Annotated in this window: 25 protein-coding genes; 10 read left to right on the top strand and 15 right to left on the bottom strand. The window is 75.3% G+C overall.

All coding sequences use genetic code 11. From position 1 onward, the window contains the following. Positions 1–198: 198 nt before the first annotated feature. Together ABD234_RS14345 and ABD234_RS14350 are read right to left on the bottom strand one after the other, a co-directional pair. Positions 199–1,125 (bottom strand): aldo/keto reductase, encoded by a 927-nt coding sequence (locus ABD234_RS14345; protein ID WP_344357520.1) that lies wholly within the window; start codon positions 1,123–1,125, stop codon positions 199–201. A gap of 361 nt (positions 1,126–1,486) precedes the next feature. Beyond that, positions 1,487–2,578: a glycoside hydrolase family 172 protein gene (locus ABD234_RS14350; protein ID WP_344357523.1), complete on the bottom strand. Its 1,092-nt coding sequence runs from the start codon at positions 2,576–2,578 to the stop codon at positions 1,487–1,489. Positions 2,579–2,683: 105 nt separating this feature from the next. On the opposite strand from ABD234_RS14350, the gene ABD234_RS14355 reads away from it, so the two are divergent. After that, entirely contained in the window at positions 2,684–4,048 is a 1,365-nt protein-coding gene (locus ABD234_RS14355) for an MFS transporter (protein ID WP_344357525.1), read from the top strand. A 47-nt stretch (positions 4,049–4,095) separates the two neighbouring features. Here ABD234_RS14355 and ABD234_RS14360 read toward each other — a convergent pair whose 3' ends face one another. Beyond that, complete coding sequence (locus ABD234_RS14360; protein ID WP_344357527.1) at positions 4,096–4,839, bottom strand: GAP family protein; 744 nt, start codon at positions 4,837–4,839, stop codon at positions 4,096–4,098. A 156-nt stretch (positions 4,840–4,995) separates the two neighbouring features. Here ABD234_RS14360 and ABD234_RS14365 point away from each other — a divergent pair, with 156 nt between their 5' ends. Then, positions 4,996–6,306 (top strand): sensor histidine kinase, encoded by a 1,311-nt coding sequence (locus ABD234_RS14365; RefSeq protein ID WP_344357530.1) that lies wholly within the window; start codon positions 4,996–4,998, stop codon positions 6,304–6,306. Next, positions 6,303–7,052, top strand: a complete 750-nt coding sequence (locus ABD234_RS14370) for a response regulator (protein ID WP_344357533.1) — start codon at positions 6,303–6,305, stop codon at positions 7,050–7,052. The genes ABD234_RS14365 and ABD234_RS14370 overlap by 4 nt, the downstream gene beginning before the upstream one ends. Here ABD234_RS14370 and ABD234_RS14375 read toward each other — a convergent pair. Then, positions 6,967–8,181, bottom strand: coding sequence for a Cmx/CmrA family chloramphenicol efflux MFS transporter (locus ABD234_RS14375; RefSeq protein ID WP_344357536.1), 1,215 nt, complete (start codon positions 8,179–8,181; stop codon positions 6,967–6,969). The genes ABD234_RS14370 and ABD234_RS14375 overlap by 86 nt on opposite strands. Positions 8,182–8,504: 323 nt before the next feature. Here ABD234_RS14375 and ABD234_RS14380 point away from each other — a divergent pair, with 323 nt between their 5' ends. Beyond that, entirely contained in the window at positions 8,505–8,951 is a 447-nt protein-coding gene (locus tag ABD234_RS14380) for a hypothetical protein (protein WP_344357538.1), read from the top strand. Between the two features lie 91 nt (positions 8,952–9,042). On the opposite strand, the gene ABD234_RS14385 is transcribed toward ABD234_RS14380, so the two are convergent. After that, on the bottom strand, positions 9,043–9,597 hold the full coding sequence (locus tag ABD234_RS14385) for a GrpB family protein (RefSeq protein ID WP_344357541.1): 555 nt from the start codon (positions 9,595–9,597) through the stop codon (positions 9,043–9,045). Positions 9,598–9,729: 132 nt separating this feature from the next. On the opposite strand from ABD234_RS14385, the gene ABD234_RS14390 reads away from it, so the two are divergent. Together ABD234_RS14390 and ABD234_RS14395 are read left to right on the top strand one after the other, a co-directional pair. Further along, on the top strand, positions 9,730–10,473 hold the full coding sequence (locus ABD234_RS14390; RefSeq protein ID WP_344357543.1) for an ArsR/SmtB family transcription factor: 744 nt from the start codon (positions 9,730–9,732) through the stop codon (positions 10,471–10,473). A gap of 31 nt (positions 10,474–10,504) precedes the next feature. Then, complete coding sequence (locus ABD234_RS14395) at positions 10,505–11,353, top strand: sulfurtransferase (protein WP_344357545.1); 849 nt, start codon at positions 10,505–10,507, stop codon at positions 11,351–11,353. Between the two features lie 83 nt (positions 11,354–11,436). On the opposite strand, the gene ABD234_RS14400 is transcribed toward ABD234_RS14395, so the two are convergent. From ABD234_RS14400 to ABD234_RS14415, 4 genes are all read right to left on the bottom strand, one after another. Further along, positions 11,437–12,024, bottom strand: coding sequence for a GNAT family N-acetyltransferase (locus ABD234_RS14400; protein WP_344357548.1), 588 nt, complete (start codon positions 12,022–12,024; stop codon positions 11,437–11,439). Beyond that, positions 12,017–12,913 (bottom strand): sugar phosphate isomerase/epimerase family protein, encoded by an 897-nt coding sequence (locus ABD234_RS14405; RefSeq protein WP_344357550.1) that lies wholly within the window; start codon positions 12,911–12,913, stop codon positions 12,017–12,019. Before ABD234_RS14405 ends, ABD234_RS14400 begins: the two co-directional genes overlap by 8 nt. Positions 12,914–12,982: 69 nt before the next feature. Next, on the bottom strand, positions 12,983–14,278 hold the full coding sequence (locus ABD234_RS14410; RefSeq protein WP_344357553.1) for an alpha/beta fold hydrolase: 1,296 nt from the start codon (positions 14,276–14,278) through the stop codon (positions 12,983–12,985). Positions 14,279–14,340: 62 nt separating this feature from the next. Next, a complete protein-coding gene (locus ABD234_RS14415; protein WP_344357556.1) occupies positions 14,341–14,667 on the bottom strand; it encodes a hypothetical protein in 327 nt (108 codons plus the stop codon). 50 nt (positions 14,668–14,717) lie between these two features. On the opposite strand from ABD234_RS14415, the gene ABD234_RS14420 reads away from it, so the two are divergent. Continuing rightward, entirely contained in the window at positions 14,718–15,512 is a 795-nt protein-coding gene (locus ABD234_RS14420) for an SDR family NAD(P)-dependent oxidoreductase (RefSeq protein WP_344357559.1), read from the top strand. A gap of 54 nt (positions 15,513–15,566) precedes the next feature. Here the strand turns inward: ABD234_RS14420 and ABD234_RS14425 are convergent, their stop codons facing one another. The 3 genes from ABD234_RS14425 to ABD234_RS14435 form a co-directional block, all read right to left on the bottom strand. Continuing rightward, positions 15,567–16,661 (bottom strand): AAA family ATPase, encoded by a 1,095-nt coding sequence (locus tag ABD234_RS14425; RefSeq protein WP_344357562.1) that lies wholly within the window; start codon positions 16,659–16,661, stop codon positions 15,567–15,569. A 67-nt stretch (positions 16,662–16,728) separates the two neighbouring features. Then, positions 16,729–17,484, bottom strand: coding sequence for a response regulator (locus tag ABD234_RS14430; RefSeq protein ID WP_344357564.1), 756 nt, complete (start codon positions 17,482–17,484; stop codon positions 16,729–16,731). Positions 17,485–17,486: 2 nt separating this feature from the next. Beyond that, on the bottom strand, positions 17,487–18,800 hold the full coding sequence (locus tag ABD234_RS14435) for a sensor histidine kinase (protein WP_344357567.1): 1,314 nt from the start codon (positions 18,798–18,800) through the stop codon (positions 17,487–17,489). Between the two features lie 88 nt (positions 18,801–18,888). Between ABD234_RS14435 and ABD234_RS14440 the strand changes: the two genes are divergently transcribed. The 3 genes from ABD234_RS14440 (at position 18,889) to ABD234_RS14450 (ending at position 23,002) form a co-directional block, all read left to right on the top strand. Further along, on the top strand, positions 18,889–21,264 hold the full coding sequence (locus tag ABD234_RS14440) for an AAA family ATPase (RefSeq protein WP_344357570.1): 2,376 nt from the start codon (positions 18,889–18,891) through the stop codon (positions 21,262–21,264). A 179-nt stretch (positions 21,265–21,443) separates the two neighbouring features. After that, positions 21,444–22,604: a magnesium and cobalt transport protein CorA gene (locus ABD234_RS14445; RefSeq protein ID WP_425546794.1), complete on the top strand. Its 1,161-nt coding sequence runs from the start codon at positions 21,444–21,446 to the stop codon at positions 22,602–22,604. A gap of 92 nt (positions 22,605–22,696) precedes the next feature. Then, positions 22,697–23,002 carry a hypothetical protein gene (locus tag ABD234_RS14450; RefSeq protein WP_051486767.1) on the top strand — a complete coding sequence of 102 codons (306 nt, stop codon included), beginning with the start codon at positions 22,697–22,699 and terminating at the stop codon, positions 23,000–23,002. A gap of 54 nt (positions 23,003–23,056) precedes the next feature. Here ABD234_RS14450 and ABD234_RS14455 read toward each other — a convergent pair whose 3' ends face one another. Genes ABD234_RS14455 through nadB form a run of 3 tightly spaced genes read right to left on the bottom strand, consistent with a single transcriptional unit; the run spans position 23,057 to position 26,862 of the window. Next, positions 23,057–24,178, bottom strand: coding sequence for a cysteine desulfurase family protein (locus tag ABD234_RS14455; protein WP_344357573.1), 1,122 nt, complete (start codon positions 24,176–24,178; stop codon positions 23,057–23,059). A gap of 2 nt (positions 24,179–24,180) precedes the next feature. Then, on the bottom strand, positions 24,181–25,062 hold the full coding sequence (gene nadC / locus ABD234_RS14460) for a carboxylating nicotinate-nucleotide diphosphorylase (RefSeq protein WP_038372159.1): 882 nt from the start codon (positions 25,060–25,062) through the stop codon (positions 24,181–24,183). Positions 25,063–25,080: 18 nt separating this feature from the next. Further along, positions 25,081–26,862 (bottom strand): L-aspartate oxidase, encoded by a 1,782-nt coding sequence (nadB, locus tag ABD234_RS14465; protein WP_344357576.1) that lies wholly within the window; start codon positions 26,860–26,862, stop codon positions 25,081–25,083.

Here is a 26,862-nt window from a genome sequence, read left to right on the forward strand (position 1 = left end):
TCCGACTGTAGGGCTTCTCGCGCATGCGGTACAGCCTTTCGACCGCCCGGGCGGGATCGCGGCGCGTCGCGGCACGACCGTGCCGCCGGGCCCGCGCGGCGCCCGTGCCCGGGCCGTGCACGGCGCGCGTGCCCGCGCTGTGCACGCGGCTCGCCCCCGGGGCGCGCGGCGGCGCGGCCCGGGGACGAGCGGGCAGGATCAGCCGAGGATGGTGGCGAGGTCCTCGAGCTCGGAGGCGCTGAGCTCGAGGGTCATGGCCTGCGCCGAGTCGGTGATCGACTCGGGGCGGCTGGCGCCGGGGATCGGGATGACGTGCTCGCCCAGGGACAGCTCCCAGGCCAGCACGACCTGCTGCGGGCTCACGCCGCGGGCCTCGGCGACACGGGCGACCTGGGGGAACTTCTCGCCGACGGCCTTGGAGCCGCCGCCGGTCCCGCCCAGCGGGGACCACGGGACGAAGGCGATGCCGTGCTCGCCGCAGTACGTCAGCTCGCCGTGGCTGGTGTGGTGGAAGCGGGGCGAGAACTCGTTCTGCACCGCGGCGAGGCCGCCCTCGCCGAGCACCTCGCGGGCCACGTCGAGCTCCTCGACGTTGGCGTTGGAGACGCCGATCTCGCGGATCAGCCCCTCCTGCTTGAGCGCGGCGAGCGCCTCGACGCCCTCGGCGTAGCGGATGCTGCGGTCGGGTCGGTGCCAGTAGTAGAGGTCGACGCTGTCGCGGCCGAGCGCCTCGAGGGACTTCTCGAGGGCGCTGCGCAGGTAGGCGGCGGACCCGTCACGGCCCCACACCTCGCCCTCGGAGCGGGTGATGCCGCCCTTGGTGGCGATCGAGATCTGCGAGGCGTCGCCGCTCCAGCTGCTCAGCGCCTCGGCGACGATCTTCTCGTTGTGGCCCATCGTGTCCCAGCTGGGGGCGTAGATGTCGGCGGTGTCGATCAGGGTGATGCCGGCGTCGAGAGCCGCGTGGACGGTCGCGATGGCCTGCTCGTGCGAGGGCTTGACGTTGCCTCCCATGGACGAGGGCATGGCGCCCAGGCCCAGCGGGGAGACGGACAGGGAGCCGATGCGGCGCGGCGCGGGGGCGGTCGAGGCGGCGGAGTTCTGGGAAGCGGTGTCCTGGGTCATACGACGAGCCTATGGCCTCCCTCGCCCGCGGTACAGACCTCCCCGCGCCGGGACCGCGATCCTGCAGGTCACCGAATTATGCGCACTTTTCGCAAGCCCATGCTTGCGTAATCGAGTGAGGGTGCCCTACGCTGAGGGAGCCGTCGGGGAGACGGTCTGCGGATCACCTCCCTGGCGCCACGGTTGTCGCTGACGCGGTGGTTCACCCGCCAGCTGTCGCGACCCACGGCGCGCCGCTGATCGGGCATGGGGCGAACGGTTCCGATCGGCGGCGCGCCATCTCCTTCTCGGGCCCTCCTTCTCGGGCCCGCCTCCTCCGCCCCGGCTCTGCCTTCTCCGACCCGGGGCTGCCGCCTTCGGCTCAGGCCCGCGGGGCGCCTCCGGTCCCCGTGTGGATCTCCATGGCATCGGCCGTGGGAGCCGGCGGCCGGGCCGCGACGGGGGCGTCGAGGTAGAACAGCGCCGTGCTCGCGATGTCATCGCGCAGCGGCAGGTATCGGCCGCCCGAGCGCCAGCCCAGCGCCTGCACGTCCACCCGCAGCGCGCTCGCGAAGCGGATCGGATCGGCCACGTGCCAGCGGTACATCCCGAAACGCTGCTGGGAGGCGTAGAGACCATCGGGCCGGATCACCTGCGGCATCCCCAGGTAGGGCGTGGTGTACGGCGTGTAGCCCGCGCCGGGGACGTCGAAGTTCCAGGCGCCGCCGAAGTAGTCCTCGGTCCCGGTGCCGCAGATGGTCGGGAACTCCTCGTCGTCGTCGAGGTAGAACTTCACCTCCCCCTCGCCCCACCAGCCCGGGGAGTTCGCGCCCCAGGCCAGATAGGTGCCCACGTACTGCCCGTGCCCCTGCACCCCGTCGACGATCACGTGCGGGGTGCGGTCCTCGAGCGGGTTCGAGCGCCGCCACTGCGCATGCAGGCAGCCGTCCCGGCTGTGGTCGCCGCCCTGCTCGACGGTGATCTGGAAGTACACCCGGGCCGGCTGCTCGGAGACGTTCTCCAGCGTGAGCCGCGCCCCGGTGCGGAAGGGCATCGGCCAGTAGGAGTTGAAGCCGCCGTGCGGGTTCACGGCGATCATCTGCGAGGAGACCTGGGAGAACACGCCCCACCCCTGGCAGAAGAAGTCCCCGTAGGGAACCTCGATCGCCGGCTCCTCGGCTCCGTCCCAGTACGCTCGCAGCACCAGGGTCCGCCAGTGGTCGGTGTGCGTGGTGATCCACAGGTGCGTGATCACCCCGGCGCCGTCGATTCCGCCCAGGGTCAGCGTCTCCCCCGCGGCGACGTCCACGCTCGGCGAGACCTTCCAGCCGCGCCCCAGGTCACGGGCGCTGTGCGCCCCGGTGCCCTCGGTGGCGCGGCCCCCGCCGCCCGGAGCGCCATCGGGGTTCTCGGGACTGATCGAGCGGGTGACGGTGCGGCGCAGGCGCGCGAGGGAACCGGGATCGGACGACATGGGTCTCTCCTGGGTGGTCGACGTGCGCCGACCGTACGGGAGCGCCCGGGGCCGGTCAACGGCTCGGGGCGAGCCCAGGCCGCCGAGCTGTGGAAAGGTAGGACGGTGAGCGGACAGGACGCACAGGGCGCAGCACCCGGGACCGGGCCGGGAGCGCCGCGACGCCCTCGCCTGGCCCGCCTGCCGCGCCCGGGCCGACCGCTGCTGGGCTGGTTCGCCTCCTCCGCCGCTCTGGCCGTGCCGCAGGCCGCCGCGCCCATCCTCTTCGCGCTGATCGCCCTGCCGGTGACCGGATCGGCGGACTCAGGCGCCGCCCTGGTGCTGGCGATGACGGTGGCCCAGGTGCTCGGCGCCGTGCCCGTCGCGCGGCTGGGGCGGCGGGTGCCGGCGCTGGCCTCGGTGGGCGTGCTGGTCGCCGTGCGCACGGCCGCCCTCGCAGCGATCGCCCTGCTCGCCGGACTGCAGGCCCCGTTCGCCCTGCTGGTCGCCGGCTCCGCCGCGGCCGGCCTGGTCAGCGGCGCCGCCTTCGGGCACCTGCGCGCGGCGCTGAACCCGCTGGTGCCGCCGGGCCGGCTGCCCCGGGCGCTCGGCGTCTCCGCCACGCTCAACGAGGTCGTCTTCGTCCTCTCCCCCGCCCTCGCCTCGGTGCTCGGCACCGCGTCGCCGCTGCTGGCGATGTGGGCCGTGGTGGTCCTCGGGGCGGTGCCGCTGGTCGCCATGCCGCGCACCCCCGCGGCGGCGTCGGATCCGGCGGCGGCCGCGGACGCATCGGCCGCACCGCCGACGGGCGCAGGATCATCGGCCGCAGGATCATCGGCCGCAAGGTCGTCGGCCGATGCCGCTCCGCCCTCGGACCTGCCCCGGAGCGCGGAGGCCGGCCGTCAGGCGCTGCCGCGCCGGGTGTGGCTGTGGCTGGGCTGCTCGATGGCGAGCTCCGCGGCGATCGCGACCATCGAGACGGGAGCGGTCTCCCTCGCCGTCGCCTACGGCCTGGCGCCGGCCTGGGGATCGATCTTCCCCGTCGCCCTGTGCCTGGCCTCGGTCGCCGGCGGCGTCTGGGTGAGCGTGCGCGGCCGCACCCCGCGGCTGCGCACCGTCGTGGCGTGGCTGGGCGCGACGGCGCTCGGGGTCGGGATCGTCGCGGTCGGCCAGGCGGTCGCGTGGACGCTGCTGGGGGCGGTGATGGTGGGGCTGGTGCTCGCCCCGCTGGGCACCTTCTACTCGCTCATGCTGGACCGCCTCTCCCCGCCCGCGCGCCGGGCCGAGGTCTTCGCGCTGCTGCGCACCGCGAGCTCCGTGGGCGTGATCGTCGCGAGCGGCCTCATCGCCGTCGCCTCGGTGCAGGCCGCCCTGCTCGTGGTTCCCGCCCTGCCGGCCCTGGCCCTGCTCGCCGTGGTGCTCGTCGCCGCGGCGGGAGGACGGCCCGGAACGCGGCGGGGTGCGCGACAGACCCGACGGGATGCGCGATAGCGGCCCACGGTCGTGGTCCCTGCTGGGGTGAGGGGACGCCGAGCCGCTCAGGCGCTGCCGGTGAGCACCGCGACCGCCGGGCCGAGGGTGCGCAGCAGGATCAGCACGCCGATGATCCCGATCGCCCAGGAGAACGCGCTCGCGGCGTTGCGGATCGCCCAGGCGTGCACGCGCGCCAGCAGGCGATCGGCCCGGCGCCCCGCGATCAGGCGCCCGCCGGCCAGCACGAGCGCCGGCGCGATCATGACCGCGCAGTAGCCCGCCAGGATCACGGCTCCGGGTCCGAGCCCCACCTCCATGTCCGCGAGGATGCCCATGGCCGCGAGGTACGGGATCATCGAGGCGGCCTCGACCACTCCCGCGAGCAGGGCCAGGCCGATGAGCAGGCGCGCCGAGCCGGCCGCCCGCTGGACCCGCTCGGCCCAGCGCCGCGAGGAGGCCTCCGGGTCCCCGCCGCGCTTGCGGATCGCCGCCGGATCGGACCGGTAGGACCACACCACCAGGCCCGCACCGGCGGCCGCGGCGAGGACCGTCACCGCCGGGGAGTCCAGCAGGCCCTGCGCGGCCTCCAGCAGCGGCAGCAGACCGGCCAGCAGCGCCACGCCCAGCACCCAATAGAAGACGCCGATCACCAGCAGGTACAGCACGGTGCGGCCCACCACGCGGCGGGCCGGCCCCGCGGAGCCCACGAGCATCATCAGCGGGATGACGAGGGTTCCCACGCTGGTGGAGTCGATGAGGGCCAGGACGGCGAGGCCCAGGGGTCCTGCGGCGGAGGCGAGCTGTTCCATGCCGAGAATCCTTCCGCCCGGCATCGGCGCAGGCATCGTCCCAAGGTGCCGGACGGGAGGACGGCCCGGGCCGCCCTCTCCTCCTTTGGTACTGCTGCGGTGCCGGCGGGGCACCGTTCGGGCCGATCCGGACCCCGGCGCCGGTAGCCTCGCAGCATGCCCCTTCCCGCTCTTCTCCGGCGCGCGCTCGGCGGCGCGGAGACCGGCGCCGCCCCGGCGTCCTCGCGCGAGGCGGCCGGGGCGCCGGCGGCGGTCGGGCCCGCCGCGGATCCGGGGGTCCGGATGCGCCCGCCCCGCCTGGAGCGGCGGGACGTGATCGTCGCCCTCGCCTACCTCTCCGCGGTGATCGCGCTGCCGATGATCCCGATCGGCAGCAGCGGACTGCTCATCGGCCGCAGCCCCGACGTGGCGTCCCTGGCCACGGTCATGCTGCTGGTGGGCACTGTCTCGACCCTGTGGCGGCGGCGCCGCCCGGCGATCACGCTGGCCCTCGCCGGGCCGCTCGCCGTGCTGGTGATCCTGTGGTTCGGGACCCTGGCGGCCTATGTGCTGCTGTTCGAGGCGCTGTGGTCGCCGATCGCCCACGGCGCCCGGCCCGTCGCCCGCATCGCGACGGGGCTGGGGGCGGCGCTGTCGCTCGGCCTGGTGGTCCTGCTGTGGGTTGAGCTCGGCGCCGGGGAGGGCATCGCGGTCGGGCTGCTTGTGGTCACCGTCGCCGTCATCACCCCGATGATGTGGGGCTGGGACGTGCGCCTGCACCGCACCGCGCAGCTGACCGCGGAGATCCTCGCCGACACGGAGAAGGCCCTGGCCGTCGAGCGGGCGGGCCGCGCCGTCGAGCAGGAGCGCCGCGAGATCGCGCAGGACCTCCACGACCTGGTCGCCGGGCATCTCAGCGCCGTGAGCATCCATGCGGGCCTGGCCCGCTCCCTGCCCGATGCGGAGGGGCGGGACCGGTCGCTGGCCACCACCCAGGACTCCGCCCGGGCGGCCCTGCGGGATCTGCGCGCCATGATCGGGCTGCTGAGCGCAGCCGATGCCGACGGCTCGCGGATCGCCCCGGGCACGACCCTGTCCTGGGAGGTCCTGGCCGACCGCCTGGCCGTGGGCGGAGACGGCGGTGAGGTGTCCATCGACCCGGCGGTCGAGGACCCGTCCCGCACCGCCCCGGCCGTGCGCGCGGCGCTGCTGCGCACCGGCGCCGAGGCCGTCACCAACGCCCTGCGTCACGGGCTGCCGCCCCGCACCCTGCAGGTGGCGGTCGATCCTCCCGGGCACCTCCGCCTCACCAGCACGAACACCCGGGACCCGGCCGCGGAGCCCGGCACGGGCCTGGGGCTCGCCGCGATCGCGCACCGCTCCCGCGCCCTCGGCGGGACCGTCGACGCCGGCCCCGATCCCGACCGCCCCGACCTGTGGCGCCTCGAGGTGCGCCTTCCCGCCGTCCCCGGAGGAGACCTGCCATGACGGACCCGATCCGCGTGATCGTCGCCGATGACCACGCCGCCGTGCGCGCCGGCCTCGTCGCCCTGCTGCGTGCCGAGGCCGACATCGACGTCGTCGCCGAGGCGGGCGACGGGCCGCGGGCCCTCGCCGCCGCCCGCGAGCACCGCGCCGATGTGGTCCTCACGGACGTGCGCATGCCCGGGGCGACCGGCATCGACATCACCCCGGGCCTGCGGGCGACCGGCGCCCGGGTCCTCGTCGTCTCCGCCTTCGACCTGGACGAGTACGTCCTCGGGGCGCTCGCGGCGGGCGCCGACGGCTATCTCGTGAAGTCCGAGGACCCGGCGCGCTTCCTCGAGGCGGTGCGCGCCGTCGCCGCCGGGGACGCCGCGCTCTCGCAGGAGGCGATGCAGGCGGTCCTGGCCCAGCTGCGCCGCCGCGAGGGCGCCGCGGCCGCGGCGGACGCCTCCGGGCGGGGTTCGGGACCGGCCGCAGCGCCGGCAGCGGCCGAGCAGCCCGCCCCGGCAGCGCCCGGAGATCCCGCGCAGCGGGCATCGGCCGAGCCGGTGCCGCCGCTGACCGGCCGGGAGGAGGACGTGCTGCGCCTGCTGGCCCGCGGCATGTCCAACCGGGAGATCTCCCGGGAGCTGTTCGTGGAGCTGACGACGGTGAAGTCGCACATCACCCACGTGCTCGCGAAGCTCGGTGTGGACTCGCGCCTGCAGGCCGCCCTGTGGTGGCAGACCCATCGCGGCGGGGACGGCTGAGCGCCATCACCGTCAGCGCCGCCGCCGTGAGCCCCGCCGCGACCCAGATCGGGGCGAGCACGCCGCGATCGGCGGAGAGGCCGAGGGCCCCGAGCCCCGGCCCCGCTGCGGCGCCGATGTTCAGCGCCGCCGTCGCGCAGGCCCCGCCCATCGTCGGCGCGCCCGAGGCGGCGCGGAGGACCCGGGCGACCAGGGTGCTGCCGACCCCGAAGGACACCATGCCCTGCACCAGCACGAGGGCCAGGAGCAGAACGGGACGGGACGCCAGCAGCGCCAGGGCGACCCACCCGATCAGCAGCATCGGCCCTCCGACGGCGAGCAGCGGGCCGGGCCATCGGTCGCTGAGCCGACCGGCGATCGTCACCCCGAGGAAGGATCCGATGCCGAAGGCCATCAGCGCCACGGGGATCCAGCCGTCCGCGAGCCCGGCGACCTCGGTCACGACCGGTGCCAGATAGGTGAACGCCGCGAAGGTGCCGGCGTTGACCAGGGCGGCGAGCGCCATCGCTCGGAGCAGGGTCGAGGATCCGAGCGCGGCCAGCTCGGACCGCAGGTCCGGCCCGGCGGTGCGGGCGGAGGGAGCGGGCGTCCGCCGCATCCCCGCGAGGACCCCGAGGGCCGCCGGGATGCAGAGCAGGGCGATGGCCCAGAACGTCGCCCGCCACCCCATGGCGGTGCCGAGCAGGGCCCCGGCGGGGACGCCGGCGATGGTGGCGAGCGTCGTGCCCGACAGCAGGATCGCCAGGGCCCGCCCCGTGCGATGCGCCGGCACGAGGTTGGTCGCCGTGCTCAGGGCGACGGCGAGGAAGCCGGCGCAGGCGAGGGCGCTGAGCGCCCGGGTGCCCAGGAGGATCGGAAACCGCGGGGTCAGCGCCGCGACCGCGTGGCATCCGGCGAAGACGAGCAGGCACGCCAGCAGGGTGGACCGGGGCGGCCAGCGGCGGGCGAGCACCGCCATGAGCGGCGCGCCGAGGACCATTCCCCCGGCGAACGCCGAGGTCAGCAGGCCGGCCGCGCCCAGAGGGACGTCGAGATCAGCAGCGATGGCGGGGATCAGCCCCGCCAGCATGAATTCGGAGGTGCCCATGACGAAGACCGCCAGGGCGAGAAGGAAGAGGACGAGCGGCATCGGATGCTTCGGGGTGGGGGTTCACGAGAGGGGGTCGTCTCGTCACCACGGCCGGCTGCCCGGGATGCGCCGGACCGACTGCGCAGGGCGGATGCTCCGCGCACAGCGGTGGGGGGGCTCAGCGGTTCCGGGGGCTGGCGGTGTGACCGTCAGCCCCCGGCCTGTCTGATTCCGGACTCGTCATGGCCCCGATGCTAGCCGGGGCCCGCGGCCGGGCGCGCGGCATTTCTCCGGGGCGTCCTCGCCGGAGGCCGGTCCGGCCGAGCGGGCGATAGGGTCGGTGCACCGACATGTCCGCACCGACAAGGGGTGAAGGTTCCGCGATGGCAGCACGAGGCGACGTCGACATGGAGGCCTGGCAGGCCCGCTGCGCCCAGATCCTCGAGGAGGTCGCGCCCTCCGCTCCCTTCGCGCCGCTGGACGCCGACGATCCCTGGAGCTCGCCGTCCCTCGATGCGCTCGAGCAGCAGATGCTCGCCACGTGGGCATCGGCCGGGGACGTGCCTGCTGACCAGGCCGCTCAGTACGAGGCGTTCCTGGGCGAGGGGCTCCGGCGCCGGTTCGGCGGATCGTGGACCCTGCTGCCCCCGTCGCTCCTGGGCGATGCGGCAGGCGACGCCGCGTGCGGGCTCGGCATCGCCTCCCCGGATGGTGAGTCCATCGATGTCGTCTCGAGCCTCGTGCCGCAGGCGTATCGCGCAGGGACGGGCACCTGGTGGTCCACCTGCTACCGCGCGCACGAGGAGATCCCGGGAGACCGCGCGATCTGAGGTGCTTGGGCGGGGGCTCTCGCCCCCGTTCCCCCGCGCCGGGTGGACGTACGCTCGCGACCGCATCAGGGGAGATGGGCCGAGGGTGCTTCTATTCGACTACTCCATGAGCGTCGCGCACCCGTCGCATCAGAGCGTCCACAAAGAGCGTCTTCTGGGCGACGTACTCAGCGCGGCGATCCGCGAACCGGGCGGCGAGACCCTGCTTGATCCGCATGTACTCCGCCGCCGCCGCGGGATGTGCGCGCAGGTGGTCGCGGAACAGGATCAGATCACGGAAGGTCGGTGATCCCTCGCGCATGATGTGCACATGGTCCGTCCGGCGGTCTCCGACGATGCGCACGAAGAAGGCATGATCAGGATTCTCGGCGAAGGACCTCGGCCGATGGACGAAGCCACGCTCCGCCAGCCGCGACAGCACGGCCGGGGAGAGGACACCATCGACGTCGGTCACGCCGACAGCCGTATCGATCGTGTCCTTCGACGCCATCCCTGGGACGCTGGTCGAGCCGACATGCTCGATCCGAGCTCCCGAGAGCACCTCGCGCAGCTCTCGCGCGGTCCGGGCGAAGCGAAGCGGCCATCGCGGGTCATAGGGCACCAGATCCACATGCGTCCATGTCCGAGCCGGAACGGACTCCGTCATGCTTCGCCTCCCTGGAAGAGCGTTCACGATACATCGACCCCGACGACGACGGAGTGGCGGTACGCCAGCCCGGCCCGGCCGCCCGCGATGCTTCGACGCGCGTCGAAGCGACCCGGTCGTACTGTTGCGGTCATGACGACACGAACCGGCGGGGAGCCCGATATCGCCGCGGTGGCGTCGCTCTTCGCCGATCGTCGCCGGGCCCGGATGCTGCTGTCCCTCGCGGCGGGCGGGCAGAGGTCCGCCGGGGAGCTGGCGCGCGAGGCGGGGATCAGCACCTCGACCGCCAGCAGCCACCTCGCGATGCTGCGCGAGCAGGGTCTGGTGACGGTCACCGTCCACGGACGCCACCGCTGGTACCGCCTCGCCACCGCAGAGGTCGAGAGGATCCTCGAGGCGCTGGCGGCGATCGCCCCCTCGCAGCCCGTCAGCTCCCTGCGCGAGCACCGCGCGTCCCGGGCACGGGGCGAAGGCCGCATGTGCTCCGGTCATCTCGCCGGCCGGGTCGGTGTCGACCTGTTCCGCGAGCTCGTCGAACAGGGCTGGATCCTCGAGGTCGGCGGCCGCCGCGACCCCGGGCCGATCGAGGAGCCGGCCGGCCGCACCCCGGCCGTCGAGCGGTACCAGCTCACGGAGCAGGGAGCATCCGCGCTGCGCGAGGGCGACCTGTCGGCACCGGGGCTCGTCCGCGAAGCGGAGCTGGACTGGTGCCTCGACCGGACCGCGCAGTCCCCGCATCTCGCCGGGCCTCTGGGACAGGCGATCGCCGAGCGTCTCCTCGAGCGCGGTGTCGTCGCCCGCGGCGCCGTCCCCCGCAGCGTGACCCGGAAGCTGCCTCCCGGCGCCCGACTGGTCGACGCACTGGACGCTCGGTGATGAGCACCCCTCCCCCGGAAGAGAGAAGACCTTGGACTCCTTCGTGACCTGGCCCTGGTGCGCATCGCACCGCCGCGAGATCGTGATCGTCGATGCGCGCTGGTACTGGGACCGCCCCGGCCGCGACGCCTACCGCGCCGGCCACATCCCCGGCGCCGTCTTCGTCGACCTCGACACCGACCTCACCGGCGAGATCGGCCCGCAGACGGGACGGCAGCCCTTCCCCGCCCCGGAGGATTTCGCCCGCTCCATGAGCGCCGCCGGGATCGACGGGCACCGCCCCGTGGTGGTCTACGACGACGCCTCCGGGGTCATCGCCGCACGCCTGGCATGGATGCTGCGCCTGCTCGACGTCCCCGCGGCCGTGCTGTCGGGCGGCATCGGCAGCTATTGCGACACCCTGGAGACCGGCGAGGGCGCGGTTGAGCCCGCGCGCTTCGCCCCGCGCGCCTGGCCCGCGGGGTCGCTCCGATCGACCGCCGAGGTCGCCTCCCGCACCACGGAGATCCTGATCGATGCCCGCCCGACCAACCGCTTCCGCGGGGAGGAGCCCGAGGTCGATCCGGCCCTGGGCACGGTGCCGGACGCCGATCCGCGACGCGGGCACATCCCCGGGGCCGTCTCCGTCCCCTGTCGCGACAACCTGGACGAGACCGGGAGGATCGCCTCCCCCGCGCAGCTGCGCCGACGGTTCGCCGCGGCAGGGATCCACGACGCGTCGCAGGTCATCAGCTACTGCGGATCCGGCGTCACCGCCTGCCACAACCTCCTCGCCCTGGAGCATGCCGGACTGGGCCGAGGGGCCCTCTACCCCGGCAGCTGGAGCGCCTGGAGCCGCACCCGCGACCTACCGGTCGAGACGGGCGACGCCGCGGGCTGAGGGACCTGACCGGTCCGGTTCGGGCCGCGTCCGACGGCGCCCGTCAGAGGCCGACGGCGCCCGTCCGTGGCCGACGGCGCCCGTCAGAGGCCGGCGGCCTCCGCCTCGTCCCCCAAGCGGTACTCGAGCCGCGGCAGCATCCTGCCGGGGATCGAACCGCTGGGCGCGGAGCCGATCCGCACGGCGCCGAAGCGGCGGTAGAAGCTCTCCGCCCCCGGGTCCGCGTCCAGCAGCACGCGCCGCACACCGCGGGCGCGGGCCTGCGCGAGGGCGTGCTCCAGCAGCAGCCGGCCGCAGCCGGTGCCGATCGCGGGAGGGTCGACGAAGAGGGCCTCGAGCTCGAGCGCCTCGGGCGGGCCGGGCAGGTCCGGCGCGCCCGCGACCGGCGCGAGGCGGACGATGCCGAGCACCGTCCCGTCGCGCTCGGCCGCCCACATCAGCTCCGAGCCGCAGGTCTCGGCGTCGTAGCGCAGCTCCTCGCGGCAGGCCTCGAGGAATTCCGGCGGGTACCCCCAGTGCCCCTTCGAGCGCAGCGCCAGGGCGGAGAGGGCCTCGTGCTCCTCCGGCCTGGTCCGGCGGATCACCAGCGCAGCGGCGGCATCCCGGCGTGGACCGGCGCCGCCGGGTCCGCCGACGCGGCCGCCCTCGGCCCGGCGAGCCCCCTCAGCCATCGGTCCGCACGGCGTCGACGACCTGCTGGCAGGCGGCCAGACCGGCCCATTCGTCGTCGTCGGCGCCCGCGTACACCAGGCACAGCGGTCCGTCGTAGCCCGCCCCGAGGACGGCCTCCAGCGTGCGGCGGTACCGCGCGGGGTCCAGGGCGCCGTCCTCGGTGGTGGGGCACTTGGCGTGCGAGGTCTCGGCGCGGCCAGCGATGCTCGCCAACTGCTGGTCGCGGCCCGGCATCGTCCAGTTGTCCAGGTCGATGAGCAGGCCGACGGAGCCGCCCGTCGCGTCCAGCAGCGCGTGGACGTCGTCCGCGGTGGGCAGCAGCTGCTTCCAGTTCTCGGTGACCACGCGCACCGGGGAGCCGGTGGCCAGGCGGGACAGGCGGGCGCCGCTGGCGGCGATGAGCTCGGGGGTCGGATCGGACTCGCCGGCGCACACCCGGCCGCGGGTCGCGCCGAGCACGGCGGCGTCCTCCAGCCAGCCGGCGATCCACGCCTCGTGGGCATCAGCGTCGGTGGGGTGGACGAGGTCGCCGTTGTCCACGAGCAGGGCGTCCAGCGCCACCTCGGCCTCGGCGAGCGCGGCGCGCAGCTCCTCGAGGTAGGAGCGGTCGCGGCGGGGCAGGTGGAAGTGGCACAGCTGCACGGTGCCGATGCCGTGCGCGGCGAGCTCTCGGGGCAGGTCCAGCATGTCCACGGCGCCGGGTGCCGCGGGCGTCGGGGTCATGGCGGTGGAGCCCGGCGGGTTGGCGTGCTCGGCGACGAAGCGGCCGAGCGTCCGATGCAGCGACCACGCATGCACGGCCATCGGCGTCGCCGGGGCGGCGAAGCCGGGCGCGGCATCGGCGGAGGGGGCGGGAGCGGGGGCGACGTTCTGGGCGGCATTGCTCATGCGCGCCACTGTATCGGCCGGCCCCGCCCCCGCGGCAGGCCGCAGGCGCGGCCGGGGGCGCCGCGCCGGTCAGGCGGTGCGGCGGCCGCGAGCGAGGTCCAGCAGGTGGTCCAGCACCCCGCCGGCGCTGGCGCGCAGACCGTTGTGCTCGTACTCGCTGGTCACCCAGGGGCGCATCTGCGGCAGCAGGGCGGCCGTGGCCAGGGAGTGCTCCCGCGGGACGTAGGCGTCCTCGAAGTACACGGCCGCGGCGGCGGGCACCTGGGCGGCGCGCAGGGCGTCCGGGTCGTACAGGGCGGGCCAGGCGTGCTCGGCGAGGAGGTCGGCGGCCTCGGCCCACGGCGCGAGCTCGGGATCCTCGGCGAACAGGGAGCGGTGCACGTGCTCGCCCGCCAGCAGGGTCGGGTCCTCCCGCACGGACTGCGGCATGGTGCGGTCCGCGGCCCAGCGGGTGGCGTGGCCGTCGGCCCAGCAGGATTCGTGCAGCACCGCGTACAGCGGGTTGCGGCCGCTGAAGGGCAGCGCGGCGGCGAGGTCATGGCGTAAGGCGGGGCTCGCGGGGTCCAGCTCGAGCAGGTAGTGCAGGCGCTCCGGCCCGCCGGAGGCGCCCAGCAGATGCCCGAGCGTGCGCAGGCGGTCGACGGAGACGGCCTGGCCGTCGGGCAGGTGCAGCTGCCCCGCCGCGGCGAGATCGGCCAGGTGCCGCATCCGGTCGCGGTCGCCGGCGAAGCGGGAGTAGAAGGCCTCGCTGCGGCGGGCCATCCCTTCCCAGGTGGTCGTGTACACCGCGTCCAGCTGCTCTCCGACGGCGGGAAGGCCGCCCGTGAACAGCGCCAGGTCCACGCTGCCGGCGTGCTCGGAGAGGTAGCGCAGGGCCGTGAAGCCGCCGAAGGACTGTCCCAGCAGGCTCCACGACGCGACCTCAAGGGCCTCGCGCAGCGCCTCGGCGTCGCGGACGATCGCATCGGCCCGGAAGCAGGCGAGGTAGGCGGCCTGGTCCTCGGCCGATGCCTCCCGCAGGGTCGCGGCGCCGCCGGCGGCGCCCTGCGGCAGCGGGCAGTCCAGGCCGATCGGCGTGGAGCGGCCGGTGCCGCGCTGGTCCAGCATCACCACGCGGAAGTCCTCGAGAGCCCGCGGCAGCCACGCCGGGGCGGCCGATTCGAGGGTGGGCCGCGGCGCCTCGGAGCCGGGCCCGCCCTGCAGGTAGACGAGGTAGGGGCGGTCCCGGCCGTCCTCGGCGGCGACCACGCGCGCGAACACCTCGAGCTGCGGGCCGTCGGGACGCTCGGGGTCCAGGGGCACGGGGAGCGTGAGGTCGCTCAGGTGCAGGCCGGGCAGGGTCCAGGTGCGGGTCGTGAGGGGCATGGCCTGCAGTCTAGGAGCGCCGGCCGGGTGGTGGGTCCACCGGGGACGGCGCGGCGGGCCGTTCAGGCGCCGGGGGTCCTCGGGCGGACCACGCGGGCGAGGATCGCCCCGCCGACGGCGACCACGTTCCAGATGAGCGCCAGGGCGAGCGCGATGACCGGCCACAGCACCGCCCCGTACTGCAGCTCGGAGTACAGCGGCGCCAGGGAGATCACCGCGCAGATCACCGTGCCGATCCCGGCGACCAGCAGCAGGCGGGCCGAGAGGCGCCGCCCGGGCACCACCCGCATCGGCGATCGCAGGTCGAGGACCGCCAGCACGATCTCCGCGGCGCCGAGCAGCACCAGCAGCGTCGGCACGGCGAGGAACACCACCACTCCCAGGGCCATGGTGCGGCTCCCTCCGTCAGGTCCAGGTGCAGGCAGTGTACGGTCCTGCGATGAGCACCTCCGCCGCCCTGCCCGAGCTCTTCTCCCTGTCCGGCCGCACCGCCCTGGTCACCGGCGGCAGCAGCGGCATCGGCCGCGCGATCAGCACCGCCCTCGCGGCCGCCGGCGCGCACGTGCTGATCGCCGCCCGGCGCGAGGGGCCGATCCGGGAGGTCGTCGACGAGATCGCCGCGGCGGGCGGTTCGGCCGCGGCGCTGCCGGCGGACCTCGGCACCCGGGAGGGAGCCCGGGATCTCGCCGAGCGCGCCCTCGCGCACGTCGCGCCCGACGGCCGCCGCGGCGTGGACGTGCTGGTGTGCAGCGCGGGGATCAACCTGCGCCCGCCGATGCCCGAGCTCGACGAGGACACCTGGGACGCGACGATGGCCGTGAACCTCGATGCCCCGTTCCTGCTGGGCCAGGCGCTGGCCCCTGCCATGGCCGAGCGCGGCTGCGGCCGGCTGATCCACATCAGCTCGCAGCAGGCGCATCGGCCCTTCGCCGCGAGCGGGGCGTACGGGGTGTCCAAGGCGGCGCTGGAGGCGCTGGCCCGCTCGCAGGCCGAGGCCTGGTCCGCCCGCGGCGTCACCGCGAACGTGCTGATCCCCGGCTTCGTGCCGACGCCGCTGAACGCCCGCCTCAGCTCGGACCCGGCCACGGTGCAGGCCCTCGCGGCCCGCACCCTGGTGGGCCGCAACGGCCGCCCCGAGGACTTCGCGGGCCCGGTCGTGTGGCTGGCGAGCGCCGCGAGCGCCTACGTGACCGGCCAGTCCATCGCCGTGGACGGCGGCTTCAGCGTGCACTGACCCCTTCCGGGCCGCCGCCGGGCAGAGGAGCCGGCGAGGACGGGACCGGGCGCGTCAGAGGGACCAGCCGGTGGCGGTGCGGATGCGGGCGGCGACGCCGACCGGGTCGGCGCCCGAGGTGGGGACGAGGACCTCCCCGCTGTGCAGGGGCAGCTCCCGCTCGCGCGCCGCGCGGCGGGCGACGGCGGCGACCTCCATGTCGGTGGCGCCGCGCAGATCATCGGCCGCCAGATGCGGTCCCGCCCCACGGGCGCGGGAGCGGGCGCGCTCGCGCAGCTCGGCGGGCGTCGCATCCAGCCGCACGGAGATCACCGGCACGTCCCCGAAGGCCGCGAAGGCCAGGTCCGGCCCGGCGCCGATGGGGGCGACGACGATGCTCGCCACGCCGCCGGCGCCGACGAAGCACTCGTGCAGCGCTGCCACGCAGTCGGCGCCGGCGACCCGCGCGGCCGCCGCACCGCCGGGGAGGTTGCGGGCCAGGGACAGCTCGGCGAGGTCGAGGAACCCGGTGCGCGTGCCGGTGCCCCAGGCGGCCTGCGCCAGCTCCCAGCCCACGCTCGAGGCGCCCGCGCAGCGCGGCCCCGTGATCCACAGGACCGGCGCGGTCTGCGCATCGGCGTGCTCGAGCGGCGCCGCCGGCCCTTCCGGACCGCTGTCCTCGCCGGCCGCCGCGGCGAGGACGGCCTCGACCGCGTCCTCGACGCCGAGCCCGTCCAGCGCCACGCGGCGCCAGCCATCGGCCAGGCGGGCCGATTCCTCGGTGCCGATGCGGACGGCCTCCTCGCGCTGCTCCGCGCTCCAGCCGCGGGCGCCGAGCCGTGCATGGCGCTGCTGCGGGGCGAGGTCCAGCCAGAGGGAGGCGACGGACTCGCCCGCGGTGCGCGGCGGCGGGGCGTCCGGGCTGGCGACCCCGGAGACGAGGAGGGTCCGGGAGCCGGCGCGACGGTGGATGCTCGCCACGAGGTCGAGGGCATGCTCCTTGAGCACCCAGCGGTCCGCGTCGCCGTCCGGCGCGGGGTAGAGCATGCCGAGCTGGTCGATGTCGACGGAGGAGACGGGCTCCCCGTCCGCCGCCAGGCGCGCGGCGATGGCGAGCGCCAGCGTCGACTTGCCGACGCCGGGAGGCCCGGCCAGACGTAGAACATGCATGTCAGGAGCCTACTGGGAGGTAGGCGGGGCGGGCACAGGAATATCGTCTGCAGGACGGCCCGACGGCTCAGGCCTGCAGCTCGAGCACCCGGATCGCGAGCTGGACGCGGTTGGTGACGTGGAGCTTGTCGAACAGCCGCCCCACGTGCGTCTTCACCGTGGGCAGCGACAGGAACAGCGCCTCGCCGATCTCGCCGTTGGTCAGCCCCTGCGCCACCAGCTGTGCGACCTCCCATTCGCGGGCGGTGACGCCGGCGGGAAGCCGCCCGGCGGGCGCGGTGGGGAGCGCGCCGCCAGGGCTGTCCGATGCGCCGCGCGGCGCCCCGTCCGGCAGCGATCCGGCGCGGGGCTCGCGAGGACGGGACCCGTCGGCCCCGCCCGCGCCGCCGGCGGCGAGGTCGACCAGGCGCCGCAGCACCAGCGGGGAGAAGCGCGCCCGGCCCTGCGCCGCCTCGTGCACCGCCTGCACCACGTCCTGCGGAGGGGTGTCCTTGAGCAGGAAGGACACGGCGCCGGCCCGCAGGGCATCGAGCAGGAAGCCATCGGTGTCGAAGGCGGTGAGCACGACGATCGCCGCGCGGGCCCCCTGGGCGTGCAGGCGCCGCGTCGCCTCGATGCCGTCCATGCCGGGCATGCGGATGTCCATGAGCACGACGTCGGGATCCAGGGCGTCGACGGCGCGGAGGGCGCCGGCGCCATCGGCCTCCTCCCCCACCACCTCGATGCCCTCGGCGCCGTCGATCATCAGGCGCAGCCCGGCGCGCATGAGGTTCTCGTCGTCCACGAGGAGCAGCCGCACGGTGCCCGTGCCGGGGTCGGTCATGGTCAGTCCCTCCAGGGAAGTCGTGCCTCGACCGCGAAGCGTCCTGCGGTCCCGTCCTCGATGTGCAGGCTCCCGCCCAGCAGCACGATCCTCTCGCGCACCCCGACCAGCCCCAGCCGGGCGCCGGCGGCGGGCGCCTCCCGGGGCACGGGGTTGGAGGCGCGCAGCACGAGCTGCTCGCCCGCACGGTGCAGGCGCAGGTCCAGCCGGGTGCCCGGGGCGTGCTTGCGCGCATTGGTCAGCAGCTCGCGGGCGATCCGCACCAGGGTGACCACGCCCGCCCGGCTCATGCCGTCCAGCATCTGCGGGGTGAAGGGCTCCTCGCCGGCGGCCGGATCCTCGGCCGGGGCATCGCTCCACAGGAGAGTCACCTCCTGCCCGGCGGCGCGGGCGTCCTCGAGCATGGTGACGAGGTCCGCGGCGGTGGGCAGCGGCATGCCGTCGGCGCGCAGCGCCCCGAGGACCTCCCGCAGCTCGGTGTTCGCGGCCTGGGCGCCGCGGCGGATGATGCTCGCGGCCTCCTGCCGCTGCGCCTCCGGCAGGTCCCGGCGGTATTCGAGCGCGCCGGCGTGCATGGCGATGAGGGAGAGATGGTGGGACAGGCTGTCGTGCATGTCGCGGGCGATCGCGGCCCGCTGCTCGGCCTGCGCCTGCGCGATCAGCGCGCGATGCTCCCGTTCGAGGGCGTCCCGCTCGCGGCGGGCGGTGGAGGCCTGCGCGCGCAGCGAGGCGATGAGCGCCGCGCGGGTGCCCCGGGCCCGACCCCACAGCAGCGCCGCCGCCGCGAACGCGCAGGTCAGCAGCATCTCCCAGGGCAGTGTCCCGCTGGACGATCCCTCCGCCCAGCGGAACAGCAGGGAGGAGACGACCGAACCGCCGACGGCGAGGATGATCGCCGCCGCGTCCAGCAGCCGTGCGCGCCGCTCGCCGAGGCGGGCCAGGGCCACGGCGGCCGCCGCGACCGACATGCCGCTGACGGCGAGGGCCGCCACCAGGATCAGGTTCGCGGCCCCGGCGCGGCGCATTGGCCCGACGGCGAGCGCCGCCGCGAGCCCCACCAGCAGGTCGACGATGAACAGGGCGACCAGCCGGTCCGAGAGGTCGCCCTGCTCGTCGATCGTCGTCCCGTAGACGAAGACCAGCACGAGCAGGCCGATGATCAGGCAGATCGCGGAGACGCCGACGGCGCGCAGGGCGCGCAGCCACCACGGGGCGGGAGGCGGCGGCTCCAGGGACGGCCCGGCCGGGGTGGGGCTGTCGGCGGAGGCGCCGGCCGGGGACGGGTGCGCGGAGGTCGCGATCACGGGGGCGGGCATGAGGACATCGTAGGAACCGGGGCCGGCCCGGCGGATCGGCCGAAAGCACGACCTCCGCGCGGCGGGGGCCTCGGGGACAATGGCTCCCATGGGCTCCCCGCTGACGATGACCGACGAGTTCCGCACGGCGCTGGACCTGCTGCTCTCGGGGCGGAGCATGTTCCTCACCGGCCGCGCGGGCACGGGCAAGTCGACGCTGATCCGCCTGTTCCTGGAGCGCACGGTCCGGCGGGCAGTGACCGTGGCCCCCACCGGGATCGCGGCCCTCACCGTGGACGGGTACACGATCCATCGGCTGTTCTCGTTCCCGCCGGGGGTCAGCGAGGAGACCGTCCGCGGGCCCCGGTACTTCCCGGGGCGCTTCGCCCGGACCCTCGCCGAGCTCGAGGTGCTGATCGTCGACGAGGCGTCGATGGTTCGTGCGGACCTGTTCGACGCCCTCGTCGCGGCGCTCGAACGGTTCGGGCCGAAGCCCGGCGCACCCTTCGGCGGGGTGCAGCTGGTGCTGGTCGGGGACCTGTACCAGCTGCCGCCGGTGGTGCGGGACTCCGAGGCCGGGTTCATCCAGGAGCGCTTCGGCAGCCCGTACTTCTTCTCCGCCCGGCACTTCGACCGCGACGCCTTCCCCGTCGTCGAGCTGACCACCGTGTTCCGGCAGATCGGCGACGCGCACCTGGTGGACCTGCTGAACCAGGTGCGCGAGGGGGCGCTGCTGGAGGACGCCCGCGCCCGGCTGAACACCCGCACCGACCGGGACTTCGAGCCGGCCGAGCACGAGTTCTGGCTGACCCTCGCGACCACCAACTCCATCGTGAAGAGCCGCAACGCGCGCATGCTCGCGCAGCTGCCCGGGCCCGTCCACCCGTTCGCCGCCGAGATCCGCGGCGACCTGGACGGCTTCGAGCAGCCCACCGACGCCCTCCTGGAGCTCGCCGAGGGCGCCCAGGTCATGATGCTCAGCAACGACCCCTCGGACCGGTGGGTCAACGGGAGCATCGGCCGCATCACCCGGATCCGCCGCGATGCGGACGGTCCGGCGGTGGATGTCCGCCTGCGCGAGGGCGAGGAGGTCGAGGTCCGCCCGCACACCTGGGACGTGACCCGGCCGCGGGTCGAGGGCGGGCAGCTGCTCCACGACGTCGTCGGCAGCTTCACCCAGCTGCCGATGAAGCTGGCCTGGGCCATCACCATCCACAAGTCCCAGGGGCAGACCCTGGACCGGGTGGTCGTCGACCTCACCGGCGGCACCTTCGCCAACGGCCAGCTGTACGTGGCGCTGAGCCGGTGCACGAGCCTGGAGGGCCTGGTGCTGCGCCGCGACGTGCTGCCCCGGGACCTCAAGACGGACCCGCGGGTGCGGCGGTTCCTCACCGCATCGGCCCCGCCGGAGGACGCCCTGGGCGAGGTGTACCTCGCCGCGCTCATGGTCGGCGAGCGCGGCGACCGCTTCCGGCCGCGGCCCGTGGAGATCGCCGTGGTCACCGATGACGGCGACGAGGCCTCCACCGTCGTCAACCCGACCATGGACCTGTACCGGGCGCGCACGGAGCACGGCATCACCACCCGCGACGTGCAGCTGGCGCCCGTACTCGCCGAGGCCTGGCCGGCGCTGTCCCCGCTGCTGGCGGGCCGCGTCGGCGTGGGCGTCGGGATCGACGAGCTGCTGGGGCACATCGATTTCGAGCTCAAGCGCAACGGCCGCCTCGAGCCGATGCCGATGGGCGTCGAGCTGCCCGCCGCCGAGCTCACCCTCGCCGAGCGCACCGCCCTGCGCACCGGCACGGCCCTGGACCGGGCGCGGGCCGTGCGCGACGCGGCGCTGCGGCTGCGCCGCGAGGCGACCGATGCGACCGATGCGGCCGATGCGACCGATGCGACCGATGCGACCGATGCGACCGATGCGACGAGCCTGCCGCTGCTGTCCCCCGTCGGCCAGGTGTTCCCGCAGCTTCCGCGCGGGCACGGCTACCTGCTGGCCCGCACCACCGGCGCCGCCGGGACGGACGGCCCGACGGGCTTCGTCGTCGGCGGCAACGTCTCGGCCGAGGACGACGCCGCCCACCTGCTCGCGCAGTCCCTGGCCGCGGCATGGGAGCGGGTGATCGACGCCGACCAGGTCGCGGTGGACCGTCTGCGCGAGGTCGAGTCCCACTACGGGGTGACGGTGCTGCCCGCGGACCTGCAGCTCGAGGGCCCGCCCGACCTCGCGACGCTGCTGCAGCCGGGGGTGCGGGTGTGCTTCACCGGCACCGTCGTCCACCCCGACCACGGCGTGCTCGAGCGGGAGGAGATGGAGCAGATCGCCGCCCGGCGCGGTCTGCTCCCGGTCGCGAACGTGACCAAGACCCGGACCGATGTCCTGGTCGTCGCCGAGCGCGGCAGCCAGTCCGCCAAGTCCCGCAACGCCGCGAAATGGGGCAAGCCCGTCCTGGTCGCCGAGGACTTCCTCGCCTGGGCGCTCTGAGAGGGAACTCCCCCGCAGCGCGAGGCCTCCGGGGAATCCCCCCGCCGCGTCGCCCTCGGCGCGTCCTGAGCCCTGCGCCGCCTGCGCGGCATGCCGCTCCCAGTCGCCGCGCCTATCCTGTCGCGGGCCCCGTCCGCCCCGGACCAGGGCCCGAGCGATCTATGGACGGGACGTGGACCTTGCCTGAGCTGCCCTTCTCCCGGATTCGCCGACGCCGGCGCCGCCTCGAGCCGGACCTCATCACCTCCGCGGGAACGACCGATGCGCCCGCGGATGCGGAGGACCCGCGCCGGGAGACGCCCGCGGGATCCCGCGCCGAGTCGAGCATCGTCGACAGCGCCGTGTACGTCGACGGGGCGCGCATCGCATCCCCCGCCTGCCTCGCCGACTCGTACCGGGCGCTGCGCTCCCAGGAGGACGCGGTGGGCTGGATCGGCCTCTACCGCCCGAGGCAGGACGACCTGGCGAGCCTGGCCGCGGAGTTCGACCTGCACGAGCTGGCCGTCGAGGACGCGATCCTCGCCCATCAGCGCCCCAAGATCGAGCGGTACGACGACACCCTGTTCGTGGTGCTGCGCGCCGCCCGCTACCTCGACGACGTCGAGGAGGTCGAGTTCGGGGAGGTGCACCTCTTCGTCGGCCCCGACTTCGTGCTCACCGTCCGGCACAGCGAGTCCCCGGACCTCTCCGCCGTGCGCCGCCGCCTGGAGTCCAACCCCGAGCTGCTGCGCCTGGGGCCGGAGGCGATCCTCTACGCGGTCCTGGACCGGGTGGTCGACGGCTATGCACCGGTCGTCGCGGGGCTGTCCAACGACATCGACGAGATCGAGACCCAGGTGTTCCTGCGCGACCCCGGGGTCTCGCGACGCATCTACGAGCTCTCCCGCGAGGTGATCGAGTTCGAGCGCGCCACCAAGCCCCTGCTGGCAGTGCTGAGCAGCCTGGGCGCCGGCTTCCAGAAGTACGGCACCGACGAGGAGCTCCAGCGCTACCTGCGCGATGTCGAGGACCACCTGGTGCAGGTCGTCGAGCACGTGAGCGGGTTCCGCGAGATGCTGCGCGACATCCTCACCGTGAACGCCACGCTCGTCGCTCAGGCGCAGAACGAGGAGATGCAGAAGCTCAGCGAGCTCAGCGTGGCCCAGGGCGAGGAGGTCAAGAAGATCTCCGCCTGGGCGGCGATCCTCTTCGCCCCGCAGATCGTCGGCACCGTGTACGGGATGAACTTCGACCGCATGCCCGAGCTGCACTGGGCGTACGGCTATCCCTTCGCCCTGGTGATGATGCTGGCCGTCGCCGTCGCCCTGTACGCCGCCTTCCGCCGCCGCGGCTGGATCTGATCCCTCGGAGGGCATGACCGGCGTCGGCAACGGAACGGTCACGGCGCCCCGGCGGCCTGGGAGCGGCTGCCTCCCGATGGAAGCATGACGGGATGAAGGTGATCGATCATCGCGAAGGATCCTGGTACCTGCTGCAGGAGGACGAGGAGCTGCTCCTCGAGGCCCACTGCGAGCACCGGTCCTTCGGCTACAGCGTGCTCATCGTCCTGAACCTGTCCGAGCGCCGCGCATATCTGCGCCGCGGGCCCGATGCGCTGGATGATCTGGCCCGGGCGATCGACGCCTCCGCCCCCGTCGCCCGGGGCTCGGCGTCCCGGTACCGCGATCGCGACCGCACCAGCATGCTCGGCCACGAGGTGACCGAGGCGGTGCGCGCCTGGCAGGCCGCGACCGTCTGACCGGTCGGCGGGATCTCGATCCCGGCGGGCGCGAGGCTCAGCGAGCCGCGCCGCTCAGCGCCCGCCGAGCACGTCCTCGACGGCGGCGGCCGCGCGGTCCACGTCCTCGGGGGTGGTGGTCGGGGCGAGCGTGAGGCGCACGGCGGTCTGCGCGATCTCCCGGTCGATGCCGAGCGCCGTGAGCACGTGCGAGGGCTCGTCGCTGCCGGCCGCGCAGGCCGATCCGCTCGAGGCGATGACGCCGCGCTCCTCGAGGTCCAGCAGGATCGATTCGCCGCTGACGCCGGGGAAGCAGAACGAGGCATGGGCGGGATGCCGCGGCGCGCGGGGCCCGGTGAGCAGGGCGCCGTCGTAGGCCGCCAGGACCCGACCGATCAGCCGGTCCCGCAGCGCGGCCAGGCGCGCGGCCTTCTCCTCCCGCTCCGCCTCGGCCAGCTCGAGAGCGACGGCGAGCGCGACGGCGAAGGCGACGTTCTCGGTCCCGGACCGGCGCCCGGACTCCTGGCCGCCGCCGTGGATCACCGGCTCCAGCGGAAGGCGCCCGCGGATCATCGCCAGGCCCGTGCCCTTGGGGGCGCCGAGCTTGTGGCCGGACAGCGTGATCGCATCGGCCCCCAGGCCCCGCAGGTCCAGGAACCCGGCGGCCTGCACCGCGTCGGTGTGCAGCAGGGCGCCGACCTCGTGCGCGGCGTCGGCGAGCGCGGGGATGTCCGCGACCGCGCCGATCTCGTTGTTGGCGTAGGCGAGGGAGACCAGGGTCGTGTCCGGGCGCAGCACGGCGCGCAGGGCGTCGGGCGTGACGACCCCGTCGGCGCCGACCCCGGCGAAGGAGACCTCGAACCCGTGCATCCGCGCCAGGTGATCGACGCTCTCGAGCACGGCCTCGTGCTCGATCGGCGAGGTCACCAGGTGGCGGCCGCGCGGGGCGGCGAGGGCGAGCCCCTTGATGGCGAGGTTCGCGCCCTCGGTGCCGCCGCTGGTGAAGACGACGTCGCTGCGCCGCACGCCGAGCACCGCGGCGGCCCGGCGGCGGGCGTCCTCGAGCCCGGCGGCCGCAGCCTCCCCGGCCGTGTGGTGGCTGGACGGGTTGCCGAAGGTGCCGGTGAGGTACGGCCAGGCCGCCTCGAGGGCTTCCCGGCGCACCGGCGTGGTGGCGGCGTTGTCGAGGTACAGCATGCTCAGGACGCCGCCCGGTCGGCAGGGTCCCCGGCGCGGACCTGCACGTCCAGCCCCAGGTCGAGGCTGCGCACCGAATGGGTGAGCGCCCCGGAGGAGATCACGTCCACGCCCGTGCGGGCGATCGCGCCGACGGTCTCCAGGGTGACGTTCCCGCTGGCCTCGACGACGGCGCGGCCGGCGACGATCTCGACGCCGCGGACCAGGTCCTCGAGGGAGAAGTTGTCGAGCATGATCACGTCGACGCCGCCGGCGATCACCGGCTCGATCTGGTCGAGGCGGTCGACCTCGACCTCCATCCGCGTGGTGTGGCCCAGGCGCTCGCGGGCCGCACGGATCGCGCCGGTGAGGTCCAGGCCCTGCTCGCGCAGCACGGCGAGGTGGTTGTCCTTGGCCATCACCGCGTCCGAGAGGGAGAAACGGTGGTTGATGCCGCCGCCGGCGCGCACCGCGTGCCGCTCGACGGCGCGCAGGCCCGGCGTGGTCTTGCGGGTGTCGGTGATCCGCGCGCCCGTGCCGGCGACGGCGTCGACGAACGCCCGGGTGAGGGTGGCGATGCCGGACATGCGCTGGGTGAAGTTCAGGGCGATCCGCTCGGCCTGGACGACGGCGCGGGCCGGCCCCTCGACGGCGGCCAGGACGTCCCCGGCGGCGAAGGCGTCGCCGTCGGCGGCGTGCAGGGTCACCTGCACGGCCGGGTCGGTGAGGCGGAACGCGGCGGCGAACACCTCGGCGCCGGCGAGCACTCCGGCCTCGCGGGCGCGCAGCTCGGCCCGGGCCCGGGCGGTCGCGGGCAGGAACGCCTCGCCGGTCGCGTCGCCCCAGGGGGCGTCCTCGGCGAGGGCCGCGGCGACGACACGGTCGATGTGGGCAGGGGTGAGCATGGGGCCTCCAGGGCGGGATCAGCGCGTGGGCTGCAGGGGTCGAGGGAACGGGAGGGGCGGGAGATCGACGAGCTCGTCCCGGCGCGGGAAGCTCGGGTCGGGCTCCCCCGCGGCGGCCGGCGCGGCGTCGCGCCCGGGGGCGCCCTGCGGGTGCGCCGGGGCCGGATCATCGGCCGCATCCCGGCGGTGGTGCGCGCCGACGGAGCCGGGTCGGGCGAGCGCCGCCTCGACGACGCAGCGGGCCAGGTGCAGGAGGTTGCGGTCCTCGAGCGCGTCGATCGTGGTCGGCGCGGGCGGGGCCCAGGTCGCGAGGATGCGGGCGGCCTCCTCCAGCTCCGCGCCGGTGCGCAGCAGGCCGACCTGCCGCCACATGAGCTCCTGCAGCTGGGCGCGGGTCCAGTCCCGGCCGGCCGATGCTCCGGGGGCGGTGCCGGCCTCCGCGGTGCCGGGCCGAGCGGTGCTGCGATGGTCGGGGACGGTTGCCTCGGCGAGCTGCGGACGCTCGGCCGCGGCGAGGGAACGCGCGGTGACGGCGGCGGCGGTCCGCGCCTCGGCGAGGGCGGCATCGGCCGCGCGGGCGCCGAAGACGGTGCCCTCGAGCAGGGAGTTCGAGGCGAGGCGGTTCGCGCCGTGCACGCCGGTGCGGGCGCACTCCCCCGCCGCGAACAGGCCCGGCACGGTGGTGCGGCCGTCGAGATCGGTGAGGATCCCGCCCATCATGTAGTGCGCCGCCGGGGTGACGGGCACGCCCTCGCGCGCCCACTCGAAGCCGGCCGCGCGCACCGCGGCGTCGATGGTCGGGAAGCGGCGCGCCAGCAGCCGCGCCCGCTCGTCCGCGTCGATGCCGGCGGGGCCGATGGCGGTGGCGTCCAGCAGCACGGGCCGCCCGCCCTGCGCCTGCATGACCTGCACGATCGCGCGGGCGACGACGTCGCGCGGGGCGAGCTCGGCCCGCGGGTCGATCCGGGGCATGAACCGGTCGCCGTGGACGTCGCGCAGCAGCGCTCCCTCGCCGCGCACCGCCTCGGAGACGAGGAACGATCCCGCGCCGCTCCCGGCGGCGAGCGCCGTCGGATGGAACTGGCAGAACTCGAGATCGGCCAGCCGGGCGCCGGCGCGCCGGGCGGCGGCCATCCCGTCCCCGGTGGCGACCGCGGGGTTCGTGGTGTGGGCGTAGAGCTGCCCGGCGCCGCCCGTGGCCAGGACCACCGCCCCGGCCCGGACGGTGAGCTCCCGGCCATCGGCCGCGAGGAAGCGGGCGCCGCGCACGGCGCCGTCCTCGACCACCAGGTCCACCAGCGCGGCATGCTCGCGCACCGGAATGCCGCGGGCGCGGACGGACGCGACCAGCGCGGTCTCGATGGCGAGGCCGGTCGCGTCGCCGCCCGCGTGGAGGATGCGGGGGCGCCCATGGGCGCCCTCGAGCCCCAGGGCGTGCGGGCTGCCGGGCCCGTCGGTGCGATCGAAGGCGACCCCGAGGGCGATGAGCTCCGCGATGCGCTCCGGGCCCTCCTCGCACAGCACGCGGACGGCCTCGGGCTCGGCGAGGCCCGCCCCGGCGGCGAGGGTGTCCGCCGCGTGGGCGGCGGGGGTGTCCCCCGGGCCGACGGCTCCGGCGATGCCTCCCTGGGCGTGGCGGGTGGCGCCGTCGGTGAGCTCGCCCTTGGTCACCACGAGCACGGGGGCGGAGGCATCGGCCCGCAGCGCGGCGCTGAGCCCCGCGATGCCCGAGCCGATGACCAGCACGTCCACGGCCTCCTCGGGCGCGGCCGCGCCGGGCGCGCTGCGGCGCGCGGTCAT

It is taken from the genome of Brachybacterium phenoliresistens (genome assembly GCF_039530785.1).
Lineage (GTDB): Bacteria > Actinomycetota > Actinomycetes > Actinomycetales > Dermabacteraceae > Brachybacterium > Brachybacterium phenoliresistens.

What these genes read in the sequence shown, in the direction of transcription:
- ABD234_RS14345 (WP_344357520.1), bottom strand. Translation starts at nt 1,125, where the DNA reads ATGACCCAGGACACCGCTTCCCAGAACTCCGCCGCCTCGACCGCCCCC.
- ABD234_RS14350 (WP_344357523.1), bottom strand. Translation starts at nt 2,578, where the DNA reads ATGTCGTCCGATCCCGGTTCCCTCGCGCGCCTGCGCCGCACCGTCACC.
- ABD234_RS14360 (WP_344357527.1), bottom strand. Translation starts at nt 4,839, where the DNA reads ATGGAACAGCTCGCCTCCGCCGCAGGACCCCTGGGCCTCGCCGTCCTG.
- ABD234_RS14365 (WP_344357530.1), top strand. Translation starts at nt 4,996, where the DNA reads ATGCCCCTTCCCGCTCTTCTCCGGCGCGCGCTCGGCGGCGCGGAGACC.
- ABD234_RS14370 (WP_344357533.1), top strand. Translation starts at nt 6,303, where the DNA reads ATGACGGACCCGATCCGCGTGATCGTCGCCGATGACCACGCCGCCGTG.
- ABD234_RS14375 (WP_344357536.1), bottom strand. Translation starts at nt 8,181, where the DNA reads ATGCCGCTCGTCCTCTTCCTTCTCGCCCTGGCGGTCTTCGTCATGGGC.
- ABD234_RS14380 (WP_344357538.1), top strand. Translation starts at nt 8,505, where the DNA reads ATGGCAGCACGAGGCGACGTCGACATGGAGGCCTGGCAGGCCCGCTGC.
- ABD234_RS14385 (WP_344357541.1), bottom strand. Translation starts at nt 9,597, where the DNA reads ATGACGGAGTCCGTTCCGGCTCGGACATGGACGCATGTGGATCTGGTG.
- ABD234_RS14390 (WP_344357543.1), top strand. Translation starts at nt 9,730, where the DNA reads ATGACGACACGAACCGGCGGGGAGCCCGATATCGCCGCGGTGGCGTCG.
- ABD234_RS14400 (WP_344357548.1), bottom strand. Translation starts at nt 12,024, where the DNA reads ATGGCTGAGGGGGCTCGCCGGGCCGAGGGCGGCCGCGTCGGCGGACCC.
- ABD234_RS14405 (WP_344357550.1), bottom strand. Translation starts at nt 12,913, where the DNA reads ATGAGCAATGCCGCCCAGAACGTCGCCCCCGCTCCCGCCCCCTCCGCC.
- ABD234_RS14410 (WP_344357553.1), bottom strand. Translation starts at nt 14,278, where the DNA reads ATGCCCCTCACGACCCGCACCTGGACCCTGCCCGGCCTGCACCTGAGC.
- ABD234_RS14415 (WP_344357556.1), bottom strand. Translation starts at nt 14,667, where the DNA reads ATGGCCCTGGGAGTGGTGGTGTTCCTCGCCGTGCCGACGCTGCTGGTG.
- ABD234_RS14420 (WP_344357559.1), top strand. Translation starts at nt 14,718, where the DNA reads ATGAGCACCTCCGCCGCCCTGCCCGAGCTCTTCTCCCTGTCCGGCCGC.
- ABD234_RS14425 (WP_344357562.1), bottom strand. Translation starts at nt 16,661, where the DNA reads ATGCATGTTCTACGTCTGGCCGGGCCTCCCGGCGTCGGCAAGTCGACG.
- ABD234_RS14430 (WP_344357564.1), bottom strand. Translation starts at nt 17,484, where the DNA reads ATGACCGACCCCGGCACGGGCACCGTGCGGCTGCTCCTCGTGGACGAC.
- ABD234_RS14435 (WP_344357567.1), bottom strand. Translation starts at nt 18,800, where the DNA reads ATGCCCGCCCCCGTGATCGCGACCTCCGCGCACCCGTCCCCGGCCGGC.
- ABD234_RS14440 (WP_344357570.1), top strand. Translation starts at nt 18,889, where the DNA reads ATGGGCTCCCCGCTGACGATGACCGACGAGTTCCGCACGGCGCTGGAC.
- ABD234_RS14450 (WP_051486767.1), top strand. Translation starts at nt 22,697, where the DNA reads ATGAAGGTGATCGATCATCGCGAAGGATCCTGGTACCTGCTGCAGGAG.
- ABD234_RS14455 (WP_344357573.1), bottom strand. Translation starts at nt 24,178, where the DNA reads ATGCTGTACCTCGACAACGCCGCCACCACGCCGGTGCGCCGGGAAGCC.
- nadC (WP_038372159.1), bottom strand. Translation starts at nt 25,062, where the DNA reads ATGCTCACCCCTGCCCACATCGACCGTGTCGTCGCCGCGGCCCTCGCC.
- nadB (WP_344357576.1), bottom strand. Translation starts at nt 26,862, where the DNA reads ATGACCGCGCGCCGCAGCGCGCCCGGCGCGGCCGCGCCCGAGGAGGCC.